The following is a 17,642-nucleotide window of genomic DNA, read 5'->3' as shown; positions in this document are numbered from 1 at the left end:
AGACGCGGATCAAAGGGGCGGGAGTATTCCTGCCCACATTTACCGGTCATCTCCTCCGGGGCCGACATCGTCCAGATAATCCTCGTCGATGGCAGCCTGAACGGCCCCGGTCACGGCCTCACGCTCTTTTGGCGTCAGGTCAGCGGGGTTCTTTTCATCAGCCAACCGAACCGTGACCTCACGGTGCGCGAACCGGACACCTTCGCGTGCAAACAACTCGCGGATTTCCTGGTAGACCTTCTTGCGAACCAGCCACTGATCGCCCGGCTTGGTCATGAATTTCACCCGGATAATCATGGCCGAGTCCTGCATTTCGATGACGCCCTGAGACTTCAGCGGCTGAATGAAATTGTCACCGATCACCGGGTCCGTCAGCAGTTCCTGCCCCAGCTTCTTGATCAGCTTGCGGACCTTCTCGACATCCGTGTCATAAGTGACCCTGAGTGGCAGCTTCATGATCACCCAGTCGCGTGAGTAGTTGGTCAGAACCTTGATCTCACCGAACGGAATGGTGTTGAGCGCGCCCAGATGGTGACGCAACTGCATCGAACGGACCGAGATCTTTTCAACAGTCCCTTTCACGTCGCCGATATCGATATATTCACCCTTCCGGAACGCGTCATCCATCAGGAAGAATGCACCCGAAAAGATATCCCGCACCAGCGTCTGCGATCCGAAACCAACCGCCAGACCGACAACACCGGCACCGGCAAACAGCGGGCTTACGTTGATGCCAAGCTCCATCAGGACAATCAGAACGATGGTCACCACTACGACCGCCAGAATGGCGCCCCGAAACAGTGGCAGCAGGGTTGCCAGACGGCTTTGCCCGCCCTCGCCTCCTTCATCGCCAAGCTCTGCTTCGGCACCACCGTCGTCGGTTTCCTCGGCGATCTTGCTGTCGATCCAGATGCGGAAGAAATTGAACAGGATGTAACCGATGAAAATAATCACCATGACGTCCAGCGCCCGTTCAATCGGCAGGTCATCGCTCCAGCCTGCTTCGGGATGCCAGATCACGACCAACGCATAGATACCCACCACAAAGGCCAGAATGCCCGCAACCCGCCTTGCGAGGTCTTCATAGGTCAGTATCGCGTGCTTTCTCTGTTCGGCCTCGGGTGTTTCCTCGGCCTCGCCTAGCTCACCGGGTTCGACGGCCTCGGCGTTCATTTCCTCGATCTTGCGCGAGCGGTCGAAATACCGCTCCAGCATGTAATTCATCGCGCCATAGGCGATCACGACCGACATGAAGATTGCGTAGGAACTGGCCACCAGTGGCACCGGTGCCGGATTTTCAAGGACCAGATCCAACGCCAGCCGGAACCAGCTGAAGATGATATAGACCCCCAGTGCCGGCGCCCACCCGAACGACACGAAGCGCAATATCCATGACACCTGTTCGGGCGCCCGCCCACCGCGGATTGCATTGGAAATGGCCCGGGCGTTGAACAAGATCATGAGAATGTTGGCAAACGCACCGACCAGCGTCAGGCTGCCGTAAACCATGGCATATACGTTGTAGTTCAGGCCAAAGTCCGCCACCCATGTCGAAAACAGAACGACCGAAATATCAAAGGTCGCAATCGCCGATGCCCACAAGAAAAGGCGTTTGGCATTGCGATCGGAAAACGGCGGCAGACGGTACTGGCTGAGGAACGGCGACAGGACCATACGCCACAGATCGGACACCGTGCGCGACAGGAAATAGGCCGTGAAAATCGCCGTTATGGTGAACTGGATCGAGATATCTTCAGCCTCGCCGAAGATCAGATACCCGACGATCAGCGCCATCAGCATCGCAAAGACGGTTCCGCCAATTCCCATCAGGAACCGGAATACGAGGAATGGCATCTTTTCGCGGTAGCCAATCGGATTTTCCTTGATCCGGGCAACGACAAAGCGCTTGGCGATCCGCTTGCCGTAAATCTCGACCGACAGCCATCGCCCTAGCAACAGCAGCAGGATGTTCCAGAACAGAACCTCGGCATAGGTCTGAATACGGCCGTCGGGGCTGGTCTGGCGCAGAATGTACTGCACCTCGAACACTGAATATGGCAGCGCCTCAAGCCGGGACTCGAGCGAAGCGCGGAATTTCGAAAACCGCTCCTGCGCCTTCATCAGCTGCGACCCTTCAGCCATGGGATCTGCGGCTTCGCCACCCGCACCGGACCCGGCGCCGGTCGCCCCGGTAACCACAGTGCCCGCGTTGTCGATCACGATGACACTGGCGCCCGCCTCGGTAGCGGCACGGATCGCGGCGGCCAGTTCCCCGTCGGGTTTTGTCTCGGCCTCGCTCGACCCGCCGAGCGGATATCCCGGAATAAGCGATGTCTGCGCCGATGCACCCGGAGAGAGTGCCACCAGTACAGCCCAAAAGGTCAGGGCCAGTCCGATAAGAAACGTATGCTTCATAAGGTTTTGCGTCCAGTTCACGTGATGCAGGGCAGGTTACAGGAGGCCCTTGTCCTGTTCAAACACCTCCCGCAGGCTATCGCAAGATCGTGTCGCACCGTGTTCCTTGGGTCATGCAGGGGATATTGGTGTTTTCAACCCGGCGGAATTTGAATATGACCGGGGCAGAAAATCGCGAAATCCGGTTTCCTTTCAATTTTGTGCTATCACAAAGTTGGAACAACCACACGCATGGGACAGTACAAGGGCTCGCAATGATTGGCCGCAGCAATGTGACAATATCCGTTTTTGCGATCCGCGGTTCATGGACCTGGCGCCGGGCATCCCATCGGATTTCACCGTTTCACCCTGTTGCGAAATCGCAATGCTTCACCTTCGCGGGACCTCACGGCTTTCGCTTTGGCAAGCACTGCCGAAAATTATACGATAACAGGTGCTCACGCGCGAATTCTGCACAGAAACCGAGCTTGCGGGCGGAAGCATGAGTCAGAACAACAACACGTACAAGTCCGGGCGCGAGCCGCGTATCCTGTTCTACAGCCACGACACGTTCGGACTGGGGCATCTGCGCCGGTCCCGCGCGCTTGCAGCGGCCATAACCGGGGCTGATCCGACAGCATCGGCACTGATCCTGACGGGGTCTCCGGTGGCTGGCCGTTTTACCTTTCCGCGCCGGGTCGACCACGTCAGGCTGCCGGGGGTAACCAAGCGCGCGGACGGGTCCTATGCCGCACAGACGATCGGCATGGGCATCGACGAGGTGACCGAGCTGCGTTCGGGCCTGATCCAGACCGCTGTCACCCAATACGATCCCGACGTTCTGATCGTCGACAAGGAACCAACCGGTTTTCGCGGCGAACTGATACCGACGCTGGAACATCTTGAACGCACGGGTCGCACAAAGCTGGTGCTGGGGCTGCGCGATGTGCTGGATGAACCTGCCGTGCTGGCAGCTGAATGGGACCGCAAGGATGCCGTCGCGGCGACCGAACGGTTTTATCACGAAATCTGGGTCTATGGGCTGCGCTCGGTCTACGATCCGACCTCTGGCCTGCCACTCAGTGCCGATGCACAATCCCGCATCCACTGGACCGGCTATCTGCGCCGTGATCTCGGCCCCATCGGCGAGCCACCGGAACAGCCCTACATCCTGATCACGCCCGGTGGCGGCGGCGATGGCAAGGCGATGGTCAATCTGGTCCTGTCCGCTTATGAGAAAGACCCCGATCTGGGGCCGCGCGCGGTTCTGGTTTATGGGCCGTTCCTGTCGGGCGAACTGCGCGAGGATTTCGAAACCCGCGTTGCCGCTCTGAACGGTCGGGTAACCGCAGTTGGCTTCGAATCCCAGATCGAAACCCTTTTTGCAGGTGCATCGGGTGTTGTCTGCATGGGTGGCTACAACACGTTTTGCGAAGTTCTGTCCTTTGACAAACGCGCGCTGATCGTGCCGCGCACAACCCCGCGTCTGGAACAATGGATTCGAGCATCCCGCGCCGAGGATCTGGGACTGGTGCGGATGCTGGATGAAAAGCGCGACGGGCTGACAACCGACGCCATGATTCAGGCCATACGCTCATTGCCGCAGCAATCCGTGCCGTCTCAGGCCATCAAGGGCGGTCTGCTGGACGGGCTGGACTATGTCACCCACCGGGTTGATGCGCTATTGAGTCAGGAAATGAGACAGGCCACCGCATGAAGGCTACTGCGCCCAAGCTGGCGGTGCTGGTCAAAGGTTGGCCGCGCCTGTCCGAGACGTTTATCGCTCAGGAACTGGTCGCCCTTCAGGAGGCCGGGCATCGTTTCGATATCTGGTCCCTGCGGCACCCCACCGACACCAAACGTCACCCCTTGCATGACCGGTTCACCGGCGAAGTTCGCTATCTGCCGGAATACCTGTACGAAGAACCCCAGCGCGTCTGGCGCGCCCGCGAAATCGCGCAAACTCTGCCCGGCTATCACACCGCCTACGAGGTCTGGCGCAATGACCTCAGGCGTGACCCGACACATAACCGCATCCGCCGTTTCGGACAGGCCTGCGTTCTGGCTGCCGAACTGCCGCAGGAATCCTGCGCGCTTTACGCGCATTTCATGCATACCCCTTCATCCGTGGCCCGCTACGCCGCGATCATGCGCGGATTACCGTGGAGCTTTTCGGCCCACGCCAAGGATATCTGGACCTCGCCCGAGTGGGAAAAGCGCGAAAAACTGCGCGCCGACACATATGGCGCCGCCTTTGGCGCAACCTGCACGGCCTTTGGCGCGGAGCATCTGCGCGCGCTGGCGGACGATCCGGCGCGGGTTGATCTGGTGTATCACGGTCTGGACCTGTCCCGCTTTCCAACACCGCCCGTCCGCGCGCTCCGCCAAGCTGATGCGGGTTTTCAAATGCTGTCCGTCGGGCGGCTGGTTGAAAAAAAGGGCTTCGACCGGTTGATCTCGGCCTTCGCCCTGCTGCCGCCATCCCTTGATTGGCATTGGGTTCATATCGGCGGTGGCGGGATGCGGGACATGCTGCAAGCGCAGGCTCAGACCGCAGGTGTGGCCGACCGCATCACCTGGATGGGCGCCTGTGACCAGCCCGAGGTCATCGCGGCCATGCAACAGGCCGATTTGTTTGTCCTGCCCAGCCGTGTCGCAACCGACGGCGACCGTGATGGCCTGCCCAATGTGTTGATGGAGGCCGCCTCGCAGAACCTGCCGATCCTGTCGACGCCGATCTCGGCCATCCCCGAGTTCATCGAAAACGGAACCCACGGTATCCTGTCCGATGACGATCCGGATGCGCTGGCGCAAGCCATCAAAAGTATCGCAGAAAACCCGGCGGGTGCCGAGCGTATGGCAAAGGCCGCCCACGAACGGCTGGTATCGGAATTCGGCATGGCCCCCGGAATCGCGCGCCTGTCCGATCGGCTGAACGCGCTGTGTTCCCATACCCGCCCATGACCCGCGTCGCCTTCTACGCCCCGATGAAGTCCCCCAACAGCCCGGTTCCTTCGGGCGACAGGGAAATGGCTCGCAACCTAATGCGTGCCATCGGGGCGCAGGGCGCACAGGTCGATCTGGTTTCGGAACTGCGCATCTTCGACAAAACCGGTGACAGCCAGATACAGGCAGAACTGCGGCAGGCTGCCACTACGGAAGTTGATCGCCTGACAGCGTCCCTGCCCGGCGACGCAGCCCTTTGGGTGACCTACCACAATTACTACAAATCCCCCGACCTGATTGGACCTGCGGTAAGCGCGGCGCGCGGCATTCCCTATGTCCAGCTTGAAAGCACCCGCGCCACAAGCCGCTTGTCGGGCCCGTGGTCTGGCTTTGCACAGGCCGCCCATGATGCCTGCGATGCGGCCCGCGTGATTTTCTATCACACCGCCAATGACCTCATCACATTGGAACGGGAACGCTATGGCCAGCAGGCTTTGGTCAATCTTCCCCCCTTCCTGCCGTTGACCGCATTGCCGCCCGCATCGACACAAACTGGGCCGATGTTGACGGTCGGCATGATGCGGGATGGCGACAAGCTGCACTCCTATCGCATCTTGTCTCAGGCCCTCAGCCATCTGAACGGCGATTGGGCGCTGGATATCGCTGGTGGCGGCCCAGCCCGCCCGCAGGTCGAGGCATTGATGGCCCCCTTTGGAAACAAGGTCCGGTTCCTCGGCCAGCTTGACCGCGATGCCCTGCAAACGGTCTACCAAAAGGCGGCGCTGTTCGTCTGGCCCGGTGTGAACGAAGCCTACGGCATGGTCTATCTTGAGGCGCAGGCCGCCGGTGTACCCGTTGTGGCGCAGGACCGCCCCGGCGTACGCGACGTGCTTCTGCCCGGCGAATATCCTGACGCCACGGATGGCCCGCAAGCATTGGCCCACCAATTGACGCAGCTTTGGAACAATGTTCCGATGCGCCATGACATTGGGCAAAAGGCCCGCGATTATGTAAGGGAACGACACCTGATGCCTGCCTCCTCGGGGATTTTCTGGTCCACCGTCAACCCATTGCTGGAGGCAGAAATTTGAAACGCCTCGCACTTCTGCGCCACGGACATACCGAATGGAACCGCGCGGGCCGCATTCAGGGCCGCACCGATATTCCGCTGGACGACGAAGCCAGCACCGGTCTTGCCAGCCTGCGCCTGCCCAAGCCCTGGGACAAGGCGAACCTGTGGTCCAGCCCCCTTGCCCGGGCGCGTGAGACGGCGAAACTGGTCTCCGGGCAAGAGCCGCAGATCTCCGACGCTCTGATCGAAATGGACTGGGGCGACTGGGAAGGGCTGCGCGGTGCTGACCTGATCGAAGACCCCGATAGCGGCTATCGCCATATCGAAGATTGGGGCTGGTCCTATCGCCCCCCCGGCGGCGAAAGCCCGGCCGAAATCTGGCAGCGCCTTCAACCCTGGCTCGATGATCTGCACGGCGACACCGTTGCCGTCTGCCACATCGGGATCATGCGCATCATTCTGGCCAAGGCATGGGGATGGGATTTTAGCGGCCCCGCACCATTCAAAATAAAACGCAACCGCCTGTTTGTGATCGACCTGACGACAATGACCCCGGAACCCGAACCAATCCGGCTGATCCCGGCAGAGGGCGCGGCATGAAGGTGATGATCGCGGTCACGCACCTTTTGGGCACTGGCCACCTCAGCCGTGCCCTGACTTTGGGCCATGCGTTTCGCCGCGACGGGCACACTGTGTTCGTCGTTTCGGGTGGCATGCCCGCGCCACAGCTGAACAGTAACGGGATCGAGCTCCTTGGACTGCCACCACTACGATCGGACGGAACCAACTTCACCCGCCTTCTGACTGAGAGCGGAGAAGTTGCGGATGCCGGATACCTGCAGGCGCGCGCGACTGCGCTTGGGGCTTCGGTTCGCGATTTTGCACCCGATGTCCTGATCACCGAGCTTTTCCCGTTTGGTCGCCGGGTGCTGGCGGAGGAGTTCGAGAGCCTTCTCGAGGCGGCCCACTCCCTGCCACACCGCCCGGTAGTTCTGAGTTCGATCCGCGATATCCTCGCCCCACCTTCCAAGCCCGCAAAAGTGACGCGCGCCGACGAAATACTGGAACGCTACTATGATGGTGTTCTTGTGCATTCCGATCCCGGAACAACGACGCTGGATGCAAGCTGGCCGGTATCGGAACGTCTTGCCAAAAAGCTCCACTATACCGGCTACGTTGCGCCCGACCCTGCGGGACATCATCCGGACAAGTTGGGCGAAGGTGAGATCCTGGTTAGCGCTGGTGGCGGCTCGGTCGGCGATCCGATCTTTCATGCGGCCATCGAGGCCGCCCGTAAGATGACCAGCAACCGCTGGCGCCTGCTGGTGGGAGGGCAGGATGCGAAGGCGCGCATCACAAGGTTCCAAGCGATGGCCGAGGGCGCACCGGTGTTCATCGAACCCGTCCGCCCGGATTTTCGGCAAATGCTGTATCACGCGGCCGCGTCCATCAGCATGTGCGGCTACAATACGGTTCTGGATATCCTGCAAAGCGGCGCCCCGGCTGTTTTCATCCCGTTCGATGACGGTCAAGAGGTCGAACAGGGACTGCGCGCACGCAGCCTGAGCCACATGCCCGGCATCGATGTCGTCACCAGCGCCCAGTTGAGCGGTGAAAATCTGGTTCAAGCCGTCAGACAAGTCGTGTCAGACAGTGCAAGGGACGCCTCTGGTCTGTCCTTCGATGGTGCAGATCGTTCGGTGGACATCGCGAAACAGCTGCTTGAGGCACAAAGATGACCCCGGACTGGACCCCCCTGCAGCAGGAATTCGCCCTGTGGGAAAACCAGGACCTGCGCCTGCCCTTCTGGTGGCGCGATGATGATGCGGTGACGGTGACGCCCCAGCTTGAGAAACTGGCCGACCTGTCTGCACAATCCGGCGTCCCGGTGCATCTCGCCATTATCCCGAAGGACGCGGATGACAGCCTTGCTGCGTATTTGTCCCAGACACGGCTGATACCGGTGGTTCACGGATGGGCCCACGCCAATCACGCGCCCGCTTCGGAAAAGAAATCCGAATTCCGCCTGCATCGACCAATGCAGGAGATGATTGCCGACGCGCAGACCGGGATCACCTGTCTCCAAGAGTTGTTCGGCGGGCAGCTCAGACCGATGTTCGTTCCTCCATGGAACCGGATCGCGCCTGAGATCGCGCAGGAACTGCCCCGGCTTGGTTTTCGCATCCTGTCCACGGCAACCCCGCGCAAATCGCGCTTTGCCGCGCCAGGGCTTGAACGGGTCAACACCCATCTCGATCCGATCGACTGGCGTGGTACGCGCGGTTTGGTATCGCCGGACAAACTGATCATGCAAGCAACAGCCCTTCTGCGGGATCGCCGCGAGGGGCAAGCGGATAATGCAGAACCCTTTGGCCTGCTAACCCACCACCTTGTCCATGATGACGACATCTGGACCTTTACCCAGGAATTGCTGCACAGGTTCCTGACCGGCCCGGTCAGCCTGTGGACGGCACCCAAAGACTGAAATCAGGAGTTGTCGATGAGCCGACTGGATTCAATGCTGCGCCGCCTGACCGCCCAACGGGACGGTTTGAACTGGGCGGCGATGCAAATAACCGGCAAGGATGGCGACGTCCTTGATATGGGCCTTGGCAACGGCCGCACATACGACCATCTGCGCGAGATTCTGGTCCAGCGGAGAATCTGGGTCATGGACCGTGTTCTGCAATGCCACCCCTCCAGCACTCCACCGGAACAGGATTTCCTGATGGGCGAGGCCGAGCCGATGCTGGAGAAACTGGCGGCTGGCGGTCCCTGTGTAATTCTGGCGCATTACGATTTCGGGCGCGGCATCAAGGACGAGGACGTGGCAGAGGCCGCACGCCTCAGCCCGTTGATCGCCCGGGTCATGCTGCCCGGCGGGTTGCTGATTTCGGGTCAGCCTCTGGTCGGATTCGAACAGGTATCCGGCCCCGAAGCCATTGCCCCGGACCGGTATCTGTTCTACCGCACCTGATCACGCGACGCGCCGACCCCGCGACCACACAGCGTTGAGCGCGGGCACCCCTGCGCGCATTCTGAACCGGATCAGATCGGCACGTGTCCCGGCCCGAATTTCCCCACGATCCTCCAGCCCCGCAGCGTGTGCGGGGGTCTGTGTCACGGTTTTCATCCCACGCGCCATGTCGCCCCACATCTCCCCAAGTCTGGCCGCCGACAACAGCAGCGCCGAAGGAACATAGTCCGAAGACAGGATATCAAGATTGCCCAGCTCGGCCAGTTCATGCGCGGCGACGTTGCCGGAATGTGACCCACCGCGGATCAGGTTCGGTGCACCCATGATCACCTTGATACCGTGATCGTGACAGGCCCGGGCGGCCTCGACGGTAGTTGGGAACTCAGCCAGACGAATACCATGATCCGCCGACACGCGCACCTGCTCGGCGGTGGTGTCGTCATGGCTGGCCAGCACCGCCCCGAAACGCCGCGCGGCTTTTACCGTTTCGATCTCGTGCGTGTCACCGTGGCGGTCCCGCAACTCTTTCAACTGGGCCACATGCTGCAGGAAGGTGTCATCGTCCATCGCAAGCTTTCCTTTCAGATAAGCCTCCAGCTTGGACATATCGCGAAACTGCCGTTGCCCCGGTGTATGATCCATCAGAGACACGAGACCCACACGGTCCTCGGTCCCGAACTCATCCAGTTCATCCAACAGCGTTTCCGAGCAGACCTCGGCCCGCAGATGCAGAAAGTGACTGATCTTCAGCGCATCTTGCTCGCGCAACTGCCACAATTCCTGCGACAACCCGCGCGCGTATTTCAGATACCGCGCTGCGCCGGACGGGATCGACCCCACGCGCATGGCGTCAAACACGGTGGTGATGCCCGTGCTGGCCAGTTCGGCATCATGGGCGATGATGGCCGCCGCATGGGGCCAGTCCACCTTTGGGCGCGGCTGGATATGGCGTTCCAGATTGTCGGTATGCAACTCGATCAGGCCAGGGCTGACATAATCGCCCTCACAATCAATTGCGCCGGGGGGAACGGCCGCGCCGGTATCGACCGCTTCAATGGTCTCGCCCACGATCCGAACGCTGCCGGATACGGTTTCATCGGGCAGCACTAGCGTGGCATTGGCAAGGATCAATTCTTCTGTCATCTGAACTTCACACAGTTTGAGCTATGGATCGGCCACACAGGTAGGAGGCCAATGTGACATTCACGCGATACGCGATCTATTTTGCGCCACCCGCTGACGCGGAATGGACGAAATTCGCAACCAACTGGCTGGGCTGGGACATGGAAACCGGTGCCGAGGTCGCGCATCCCGTTGTGAACGGCATCGACGTTGCCACAGTCACCGAAGTGCCGCGTAAGTACGGCCTGCACGCGACCATGAAGCCGCCGTTCCGCCTGTCCGAGGGGCAATCGCTGGCAGCGTTGCAGGACGCGTGCGCGCACCTCGCGATGTCTCATGCGCCGGTCCTGCTGGATGGTCTGGACATCGCGCGGCTTGGCCGGTTTCTCGCTTTGCGCCCGCTGGGTGATACCCATGCCCTGAACACGCTGGCCGCCGCCTGTGTTCGTGATCTGGACAATTTCCGCGCGCCCGCGTCCGAGGCTGAACTGGCCCGTCGACGTGCAAGTGGCCTGACGCCGGAACAAGATGCCAACCTGACAAACTGGGGCTATCCCTTTGTGCTGGACGCCTTTCGCTTTCACATCACGCTCAGCGGCAAACTGGACAAACCCACACTGGCAAGCGTGCAATCGGCGCTGGAAGGTCATCTCGGCCCGCTGCTGCCCGCCCCGTTCCGGATAGATGATCTGGCCCTGATGGGCGAGGCTGAAGATGGTCGGTTTCACCTGATCCATCGCTATGCCCTCTCCGGCTGAAGACGCGCCAGGATTTCATCCACTGTCGCCGCCAGAGGGCCGGAGTTATCAATCTCGATAACCCGGTTCAAACCTTCGGGCAGCGGCGCCTTGGCCCGGCCCAGACGTCGACCCTGCTCTGCCGCGCTTTCCCGCCCCCGTGCCGATAATCGGTGCGCCAGAACCTCTGCGTCCGCAGTCAGTGAGATCACGATCAGATCGCCAAATACCTCCTGCGCCTGCAACAGCACGGCCCGGGATAAGTTGACCAAAACAGCTCTGGCGTTTCGCCGCTGATCCTCAATCTCTTTCGGAACGCCATAAAACAACCCGTGCGCAGACCAGTGCAGTGCAAATGCACCGTCTCGTGCCATCTGCTGGAACACGTCAACCGATACCCGGTCAAAGTCTTCGCCTTCTTCCCCTGCGGGCCGCGTAATCACCCGCCGTACTCGCTGAATGCCATCCGCGCGCTCCTCAAGCGCCTCCATCACGCTGTCCTTGCCGACCCCCGAAGGGCCAACAACGGCTATGACGGGTGCAAGGCTCATGCCGCTACCCCCGGTGTGAAACCCGAAACATCGACCTCGCGGTCGCACACCCGTTCACGCGCCTCGACGTCGTGAAAGATGCCGACAATCGCCGCACCGCGCGCCTTGGCCTCTTCGATCAGCGACAACACCGTTTCCCGGTTCCGCACATCCAGACTGGCCGTCGGTTCATCCAGCAACATCGCCGGGTAGTCATGCGCAAAACCGCGCGCGATGTTCACCCGTTGCTGTTCCCCTCCTGAGAAGGTTGTCGGGCTCAGCGACCACAGCCGCTCGGGGATATTCAACCGCGCAAGCAATCCCGCCGCTTTATCCAGCGCCACCTGCTGGTCGCATCCGATGGCCAGCAAGGGCTCGGCCACCACCTCAAGCGTCGGCACGCGCGGCACGACGCGCAGAAACTGGCTGACATAGCCCAGCGTCTCGCGGCGCAGCGCCAGAATCTCGCGCGGTTCGGCCCGTGCCACATCCAGACCACCGACCATAACCTGACCCGAGGCCGCCAGATAGTTACCGTAGATCACCCGCATCAACGTCGACTTGCCCGCGCCCGACGCACCGGTCAGGGCCACACACTCACCGGGTGCGACCTTCAGCGAAGCACCCTCCATCACCGGGATTACCGCGCCGCCCTGATTGTGCAGGGTAAAGCTCTTGCTCACATCGATCAGCTCAATCATCGCACTTCATCTTTTTCCAAATACTCAAACCTGCAGAACGCTGGACACAAGCAACTGCGTATAGGCATGCTGCGGATCGTCCAGCACCTGATCGGTTAATCCGGCCTCGACCACGTGGCCGTCCTTCATCACCATCAGCCGGTCCGCCAGCAGGCGCACCACGGCCAGATCGTGGGTGACGATGATGGCGCTCAGCCCCATTTCGCGCACCAGCCCACGCAACAGATCCAGCAATCGCGCCTGAACCGAGACATCCAGCCCGCCGGTCGGTTCATCCATGAAAACCAGCCGTGGACCCGTCACCAGATTGCGCGCGATCTGCAACCGCTGCTGCATCCCGCCTGAAAACGCGGTGGGGCGATCATCGACACGCACCTCGTCAATCTCGACCCGGCCCAGCCAATCGATGGCCTTGTCGCGGATATCGCCATAGTGACGATCACCGACGGCCATCAGACGCTCACCGATGTTACCCCCCGCACTGACCGACATGCGCAACCCGTCGCGGGCATGCTGATGCACAAAGGCCCAGTCCGTCCGGCCCAGCATCCTGCGCTGAGGCTCGGACATGGTCACCGTATCCACCGGACCGTCGACACGGGTGTCAAAGACAACCTGCCCCGCATCGGGCTCCAGATGCCCCGCCAGACAATTCAGCAGGGTCGACTTGCCCGAACCGCTTTCGCCCACGATCCCCATCACCTCACCGGGGTAGAGATCGAAACACACATCCGTGCATCCGATGCGCGCGCCATAGCGTTTCTCGATGCCTTTGACTTGTAACAGAGGGGTCATGCCGCATTCTCCTCGGCCAGTTGGCCCACATGGCCCGCCTCTCGGCGCGACCGGCAATAATCGGTGTCCGAGCAGACAAACATCCGGTTGCCCGCATCATCCATGATCACCTCGTCCAGATAGCTGTCTTCGGCCCCGCACAGATCGCAGGGATGGTCAGCCTTGGTGGCCTCGAACGGGTAATCCTCGAAATCAAGGCTCACCACCTTGGTATGCGGCGGTACCGCGTAAATCCGCTGCTCGCGTCCTGCGCCGAACAGCTGGATCGCGTCCATTTCCAGCTTGGGGTTGTCGAACTTCGGGATCGGCGACGGGTCCATCACATAGCGGCCCGAGACCTTCACCGGATAGGCATAAGCGGTCGAAATCGCGCCATGCTGGCTGATATCTTCATAGAGCTTCACATGCATCAGCCCGTATTCTTCAAGACTGTGCATCTTGCGCGTTTCGGTCTCACGCGGCTCCAGAAAGCGCAACGGTTCGGGGATCGGCACCTGATAGACGATGATCTGATCCTCGCGCAGCTTCGCCTCGGGGATGCGGTGGCGGGTCTGAATGACCGTCGCCTTTTCGGTTTCCTCGGTGGTCTCGACGCCTGCCGTGTTCTCAAAGAACTTGCGGATCGAGACCGCGTTGGTCGTGTCATCGGCGCCCTGATCGATCACCTTGAACGTATCATCAGGCGTCAGCGTGGCGGCCGAAACCTGCACGCCGCCGGTGCCCCAACCATAGGGCATCGGCATCTCGCGGCTTGCAAAGGGAACCTGATAACCGGGCACGGCCAAACCTTTCAGAATGGCGCGGCGGATCATTCTCTTGGTTTGTTCGTCCAAATATGCGAAGTTATACTCGTTCATTTGATGTATCACTTTGTTTTTTGGTGTTTTTGTGGACGTTTGGGTTGTTGGTTCATTTTTATTGATCATGGTGATCTATTTGCTTTGGCATAAGCGTCACGCCAGGCGGCGACGGCGCGCCATGCGCCGCGACACAACCGGAGAATGGAGTTCGGTTGACGTGTCGCATGCACGCGCGAATTCCAGAGAACACCCACCGTACCTCTGAGCTTTGCGCAACGGATCGCCCGCTTGGCATGCACGTCAGGATAGGCCAAGCTGCGCTCAAACATTTGATTCTCCACGATTTCGAAAGGGAGCACGTTGGAGTATTTTTTCTTTTGGGTTATTTTTGCGACCGCTGTAGGTTTCACAATTCGCGACCAAATCCGAAAGGAGAAGCGTCGAAAAACCCTGCGACGGGATGAGAACGGGGTTTGGCTCTGGGTTGAATTCGACGGCAGTGAACGCCGTTCTGACCTTCACCCTGCCCAACCCGGAGGGGCCTGGCACTCCGAAGGAGGAGACGGAGATGGTGGTGGCGACGGCGGTGGCGGGGACTGAACTCATTCCGCAGCCTCCCGTGGCGCGATCCGTTCTTCGGCCTCACGACGCAGCTTACGCACCAACTCCAGTTCGGACTGAAAATCCACGTAATGGGGCAGCTTGATATGCTCCAGAAACCCGGTGGCCTGAATGTTGTCGGCGTGGCTTAGAACAAATTCCTCATCCTGCGCCGGGGCGCCCAGATTGTCCTCACCCAGTTCCTTCCACCGCAGCGCCCGATCCACCAGCGCCATGGCGATGGATTTGCGCTCGGACTGACCAAAGACCAGACCATAACCGCGCGTGAACTGAGGCGGCTCGGTTTTGGACCCCTTGAACTGGTTCACCGTCTCGCATTCGGTCAGCTCGACCTCGCCGATTTCGATGGCAAAGCCCAGCTCGGGAATGTCCATCTCGACCGCGACCTTGCCGATGCGCAACTCGCCGACAAAGGCGTGGTTGCGGGCGTATCCCCGCTGGGTCGAATAAGCCATGCCCAGCACGAACCCTTCGTCCCCGCGCGTCAGCGATTGCAGGCGCAGCGGGCGGTTCGACGGAAACTCCATCGGCTCGCGCGTCAGGTCACCCGGCACATCCTCGCTGGCCGGTTCATCCTGAATGATATCCTCACCCTTCAGGAATTCGGTGATATGGGGCGTTGGCTCCTGCCGCGCCATCCCTTCGGGCGCCGCCGGAACCTCACCATCCGCGGCCAGTTTGAAATCCAGCAACCGGTGGGTGTAGTCGAAAGTCGGTCCCAGAACCTGCCCGCCCGGCGCATCCTTGAATGTGGCCGAGATCCGGCGATCACAGGCCATTTCGCCGGTTTCAACAGGGTCCGAGTATCCGAACCGCGGCAATGTCGTCCGATAGGCACGGATCAGGAAAATGGCCTCGATCAGATCGCCGCGCGCCTGCTTGATCGCCAGCGCGGCCAGATCCGGATCGTAAAGCGAGCCTTCGGCCATGACCCGGTTCACCGCAAGGCTCAACTGCTCGCGGATCTGGGCAAGGCTCAGCTCGGCCACATCAGTCGATCCACGGCGTTCTTCGGCCAGCCACGCATGGGCGTTTTCAATGGCCTTTTCGCCCCCTTTGACGGCTACATACATGGCTTATCCCTCCGTCTCGATCTGAGTGCTGCGCGGCAGGCCCGCCACCTGGTCCCGGCAGGTCAGGAAAAAGTCGCAGCCCAGCGGATACAACGCCGCGTTGGCCTGCATCGCGGGAATATCGGGCAGGGAAAGATACGCGGTTTCCCTGATGCCCGGCCCGCGCAGAACAGCACCGCTCTGGCCCAATTCATCGCATTCGATAATCAGTGTCGCGGAGCGGTCCGGATATTCCGGCGTTCCCACCCGATAGGCTGACAGAGAACCGAGTTCAGCCCAGCTTCCCACGACAAAATCCGCCTCGGCTGGTCCAACCAGCGGCGCGCCCGTATGAAAGGTCAGCCACTGACGTACCGCATCCGTATTCACGCGTCCTGCAAGATGCACAGGCGTGTCCGGACCGCACAGCGTCAACAGTAGCGTACCGGCCGCCACGGACAACGGCGCAGGTGGCTCGGCCCCGGAAAGCGCGCGGATCTCACCCGGCCGCGCCATCACGGTCATGACGGCGCGGAACGCATGGGCCGCATCAATGGGAGCGTTTCGAAAACCGCCTGAAAATTGCGTCTGGGCGTTCACTGATCTTCCCCCCGAACCATGGTGAAAAATTCGACTTTGGTCGCAGCCGCCTTGGCAGCGCGCTTGGTTCCTGCCGCCTGCATCTGCCGCTTCAGGGGGTCGAGCACTTCGGCCCGCACCTTTTCCGCCGCCGAGGTCTGCATCAGCGCATCAATCGCCGCCGCCACCTCGGCCTTCGGCTTGGAACGGCCCTGCACATAGCCGTGCCCGACCGTGCCATCCTCCAGCACCAGCGAACAGCGCGTCACCGTCATTTCCCCCAGATTGAACGGGGCGCCGGTGCCGCCCGTCCGCCCGCGGACCATCACGCCACCCACCTCTGGCGCGCGAAGCCACTCAAAGGTGGGGCGATCCGTAATGCGATCCCACAATGCCAGCACCGCACCGTCTGGAGCCCGGGCCAGCAGCCCCATCCACTCCTTACGCGTCTCAGCCGCAATTTCTGTCTGTTTTGCCATCAAAGCCTCTTGGCCGGGTTGTCTACATTTACTATACAACTAGACAAATATTAACTCCTGAGGGTGCGACTCGCAATCCTCAACCTTGTGAAGTTTTGATGACATGAGCCGAACACCCGTCTGGAAAAGCATTGCCCTCAGCCTGACCTCGGACATCGCCGAAGGGCGGTATGACACAGGCGACCGCCTGCCGACCGAAGCGCAACTGGCCGCGACTCATGGGGTCAACCGCCACACGGTGCGGCGCGCGCTGTCTGAAATGGCCGAACAAGGGCTGGTTCATGCGCGTCGCGGCGCCGGAGTGTTTGTCGCGGCGCGCCCGACGGATTACCCGATTGGCAAACGGGTCCGGTATCACCGGAACATCTCGGCCAGCGGCAAAATTCCGGGCAAGAAGATACTGGCACTCAACACCCGCGCGGCTGACGAGGCCGAGGCAGAAGCGCTGGGAATGCAAACCGGTGATCCCGTCCACGTCTATGACGGGCTGTCGCTTGCCGACGGGCAGCCCATCGCAGTCTTTCAAAGCGTGTTCCCGGCAGCGCGGTTTCCGGATTTGCCGGGCACACTGGAAGAGACACAATCCGTCACCAAGGCCCTGCAGCTGAACGGCATCGCGGACTATACCCGCATTTCGACACGACTAACCGCCAGACAGGCCAGCGCCACTCAGGCCCTGCATCTGCAACTGAGCGAAGGCGCGCCGGTCCTGTTTTCTGTCGGCGTCAACGTCGATCCGGACGGGCGCCCGGTTGAATACGGTAGGACCGTGTTCGCCGGGGAAAGGGTCACGCTGACCATCGAGGACGATTAAGCGATCAGGCGAACCCGGTCAGG

18 protein-coding genes are annotated in these 17,642 nt (G+C 60.9%); 9 read left to right on the top strand and 9 right to left on the bottom strand.

Translation table 11 applies throughout. The features are described 5' to 3' along the window. Window positions 1–39: 39 nt before the first annotated feature. The gene (locus ACR0NA_RS14040; RefSeq protein WP_480729781.1) at window positions 40–2,415 is read right to left on the bottom strand and encodes a mechanosensitive ion channel family protein; all 2,376 of its coding nucleotides are present in this window, start codon (window positions 2,413–2,415) and stop codon (window positions 40–42) included. 481 nt (window positions 2,416–2,896) lie between these two features. Here ACR0NA_RS14040 and ACR0NA_RS14035 point away from each other — a divergent pair, with 481 nt between their 5' ends. Genes ACR0NA_RS14035 through ACR0NA_RS14005 form a run of 7 tightly spaced genes read left to right on the top strand, consistent with a single transcriptional unit; the run spans window position 2,897 to window position 9,389 of the window. Continuing rightward, complete coding sequence (locus ACR0NA_RS14035) at window positions 2,897–4,111, top strand: glycosyltransferase family protein (RefSeq protein ID WP_480729779.1); 1,215 nt, start codon at window positions 2,897–2,899, stop codon at window positions 4,109–4,111. Next, window positions 4,108–5,358: a glycosyltransferase family 4 protein gene (locus ACR0NA_RS14030; RefSeq protein WP_480729777.1), complete on the top strand. Its 1,251-nt coding sequence runs from the start codon at window positions 4,108–4,110 to the stop codon at window positions 5,356–5,358. The genes ACR0NA_RS14035 and ACR0NA_RS14030 overlap by 4 nt, the downstream gene beginning before the upstream one ends. Beyond that, complete coding sequence (locus ACR0NA_RS14025; protein ID WP_480729775.1) at window positions 5,355–6,431, top strand: glycosyltransferase family 4 protein; 1,077 nt, start codon at window positions 5,355–5,357, stop codon at window positions 6,429–6,431. The genes ACR0NA_RS14030 and ACR0NA_RS14025 overlap by 4 nt, the downstream gene beginning before the upstream one ends. After that, entirely contained in the window at window positions 6,428–7,012 is a 585-nt protein-coding gene (locus ACR0NA_RS14020; protein WP_480729773.1) for a histidine phosphatase family protein, read from the top strand. Before ACR0NA_RS14025 ends, ACR0NA_RS14020 begins: the two co-directional genes overlap by 4 nt. Beyond that, the gene (locus tag ACR0NA_RS14015; protein WP_480729769.1) at window positions 7,009–8,151 is read left to right on the top strand and encodes a glycosyltransferase family protein; all 1,143 of its coding nucleotides are present in this window, start codon (window positions 7,009–7,011) and stop codon (window positions 8,149–8,151) included. Before ACR0NA_RS14020 ends, ACR0NA_RS14015 begins: the two co-directional genes overlap by 4 nt. Continuing rightward, window positions 8,148–8,897: a polysaccharide deacetylase family protein gene (locus ACR0NA_RS14010; RefSeq protein ID WP_480729766.1), complete on the top strand. Its 750-nt coding sequence runs from the start codon at window positions 8,148–8,150 to the stop codon at window positions 8,895–8,897. Before ACR0NA_RS14015 ends, ACR0NA_RS14010 begins: the two co-directional genes overlap by 4 nt. 15 nt (window positions 8,898–8,912) lie before the next feature. Continuing rightward, window positions 8,913–9,389 carry a class I SAM-dependent methyltransferase gene (locus ACR0NA_RS14005; protein WP_480729764.1) on the top strand — a complete coding sequence of 159 codons (477 nt, stop codon included), beginning with the start codon at window positions 8,913–8,915 and terminating at the stop codon, window positions 9,387–9,389. Here ACR0NA_RS14005 and ACR0NA_RS14000 read toward each other — a convergent pair whose 3' ends face one another. Next, window positions 9,390–10,532 carry an alpha-D-ribose 1-methylphosphonate 5-triphosphate diphosphatase gene (locus ACR0NA_RS14000; protein ID WP_480729762.1) on the bottom strand — a complete coding sequence of 381 codons (1,143 nt, stop codon included), beginning with the start codon at window positions 10,530–10,532 and terminating at the stop codon, window positions 9,390–9,392. A 53-nt stretch (window positions 10,533–10,585) separates the two neighbouring features. Between ACR0NA_RS14000 and ACR0NA_RS13995 the strand changes: the two genes are divergently transcribed. Next, a complete protein-coding gene (locus ACR0NA_RS13995; RefSeq protein ID WP_480729760.1) occupies window positions 10,586–11,269 on the top strand; it encodes a DUF1045 domain-containing protein in 684 nt (227 codons plus the stop codon). On the opposite strand, the gene phnN is transcribed toward ACR0NA_RS13995, so the two are convergent. The 7 genes from phnN to phnG all read right to left on the bottom strand — a co-directional run bounded on the left by phnN (window position 11,251) and on the right by phnG (window position 16,805). After that, the gene (gene phnN / locus ACR0NA_RS13990) at window positions 11,251–11,799 is read right to left on the bottom strand and encodes a phosphonate metabolism protein/1,5-bisphosphokinase (PRPP-forming) PhnN (RefSeq protein WP_480729758.1); all 549 of its coding nucleotides are present in this window, start codon (window positions 11,797–11,799) and stop codon (window positions 11,251–11,253) included. The two genes, ACR0NA_RS13995 and phnN, sit on opposite strands and share 19 nt — an antisense overlap. Then, entirely contained in the window at window positions 11,796–12,479 is a 684-nt protein-coding gene (gene phnL / locus ACR0NA_RS13985) for a phosphonate C-P lyase system protein PhnL (RefSeq protein ID WP_480729756.1), read from the bottom strand. The genes phnN and phnL overlap by 4 nt, the downstream gene beginning before the upstream one ends. A 24-nt stretch (window positions 12,480–12,503) precedes the next feature. Continuing rightward, on the bottom strand, window positions 12,504–13,274 hold the full coding sequence (gene phnK / locus ACR0NA_RS13980; protein ID WP_480729753.1) for a phosphonate C-P lyase system protein PhnK: 771 nt from the start codon (window positions 13,272–13,274) through the stop codon (window positions 12,504–12,506). After that, complete coding sequence (locus ACR0NA_RS13975; protein ID WP_480729751.1) at window positions 13,271–14,131, bottom strand: alpha-D-ribose 1-methylphosphonate 5-phosphate C-P-lyase PhnJ; 861 nt, start codon at window positions 14,129–14,131, stop codon at window positions 13,271–13,273. Before ACR0NA_RS13975 ends, phnK begins: the two co-directional genes overlap by 4 nt. A gap of 545 nt (window positions 14,132–14,676) precedes the next feature. Continuing rightward, a complete protein-coding gene (locus ACR0NA_RS13970) occupies window positions 14,677–15,768 on the bottom strand; it encodes a carbon-phosphorus lyase complex subunit (protein ID WP_480729749.1) in 1,092 nt (363 codons plus the stop codon). 3 nt (window positions 15,769–15,771) lie between these two features. After that, a complete protein-coding gene (gene phnH / locus ACR0NA_RS13965; protein WP_480729747.1) occupies window positions 15,772–16,347 on the bottom strand; it encodes a phosphonate C-P lyase system protein PhnH in 576 nt (191 codons plus the stop codon). Next, window positions 16,344–16,805 (bottom strand): phosphonate C-P lyase system protein PhnG, encoded by a 462-nt coding sequence (gene phnG / locus ACR0NA_RS13960; protein WP_480729744.1) that lies wholly within the window; start codon window positions 16,803–16,805, stop codon window positions 16,344–16,346. Before phnG ends, phnH begins: the two co-directional genes overlap by 4 nt. 103 nt (window positions 16,806–16,908) lie before the next feature. On the opposite strand from phnG, the gene phnF reads away from it, so the two are divergent. After that, window positions 16,909–17,619, top strand: coding sequence for a phosphonate metabolism transcriptional regulator PhnF (gene phnF / locus ACR0NA_RS13955; RefSeq protein ID WP_480729742.1), 711 nt, complete (start codon window positions 16,909–16,911; stop codon window positions 17,617–17,619). Window positions 17,620–17,642: the final 23 nt, after the last annotated feature.

Source organism: Ruegeria sp. C11, from assembly GCF_056537725.1.
The sequence above is the reverse complement of the archived record's forward strand: the minus strand, read 5'-3'. Positions and strand labels throughout refer to the sequence as shown.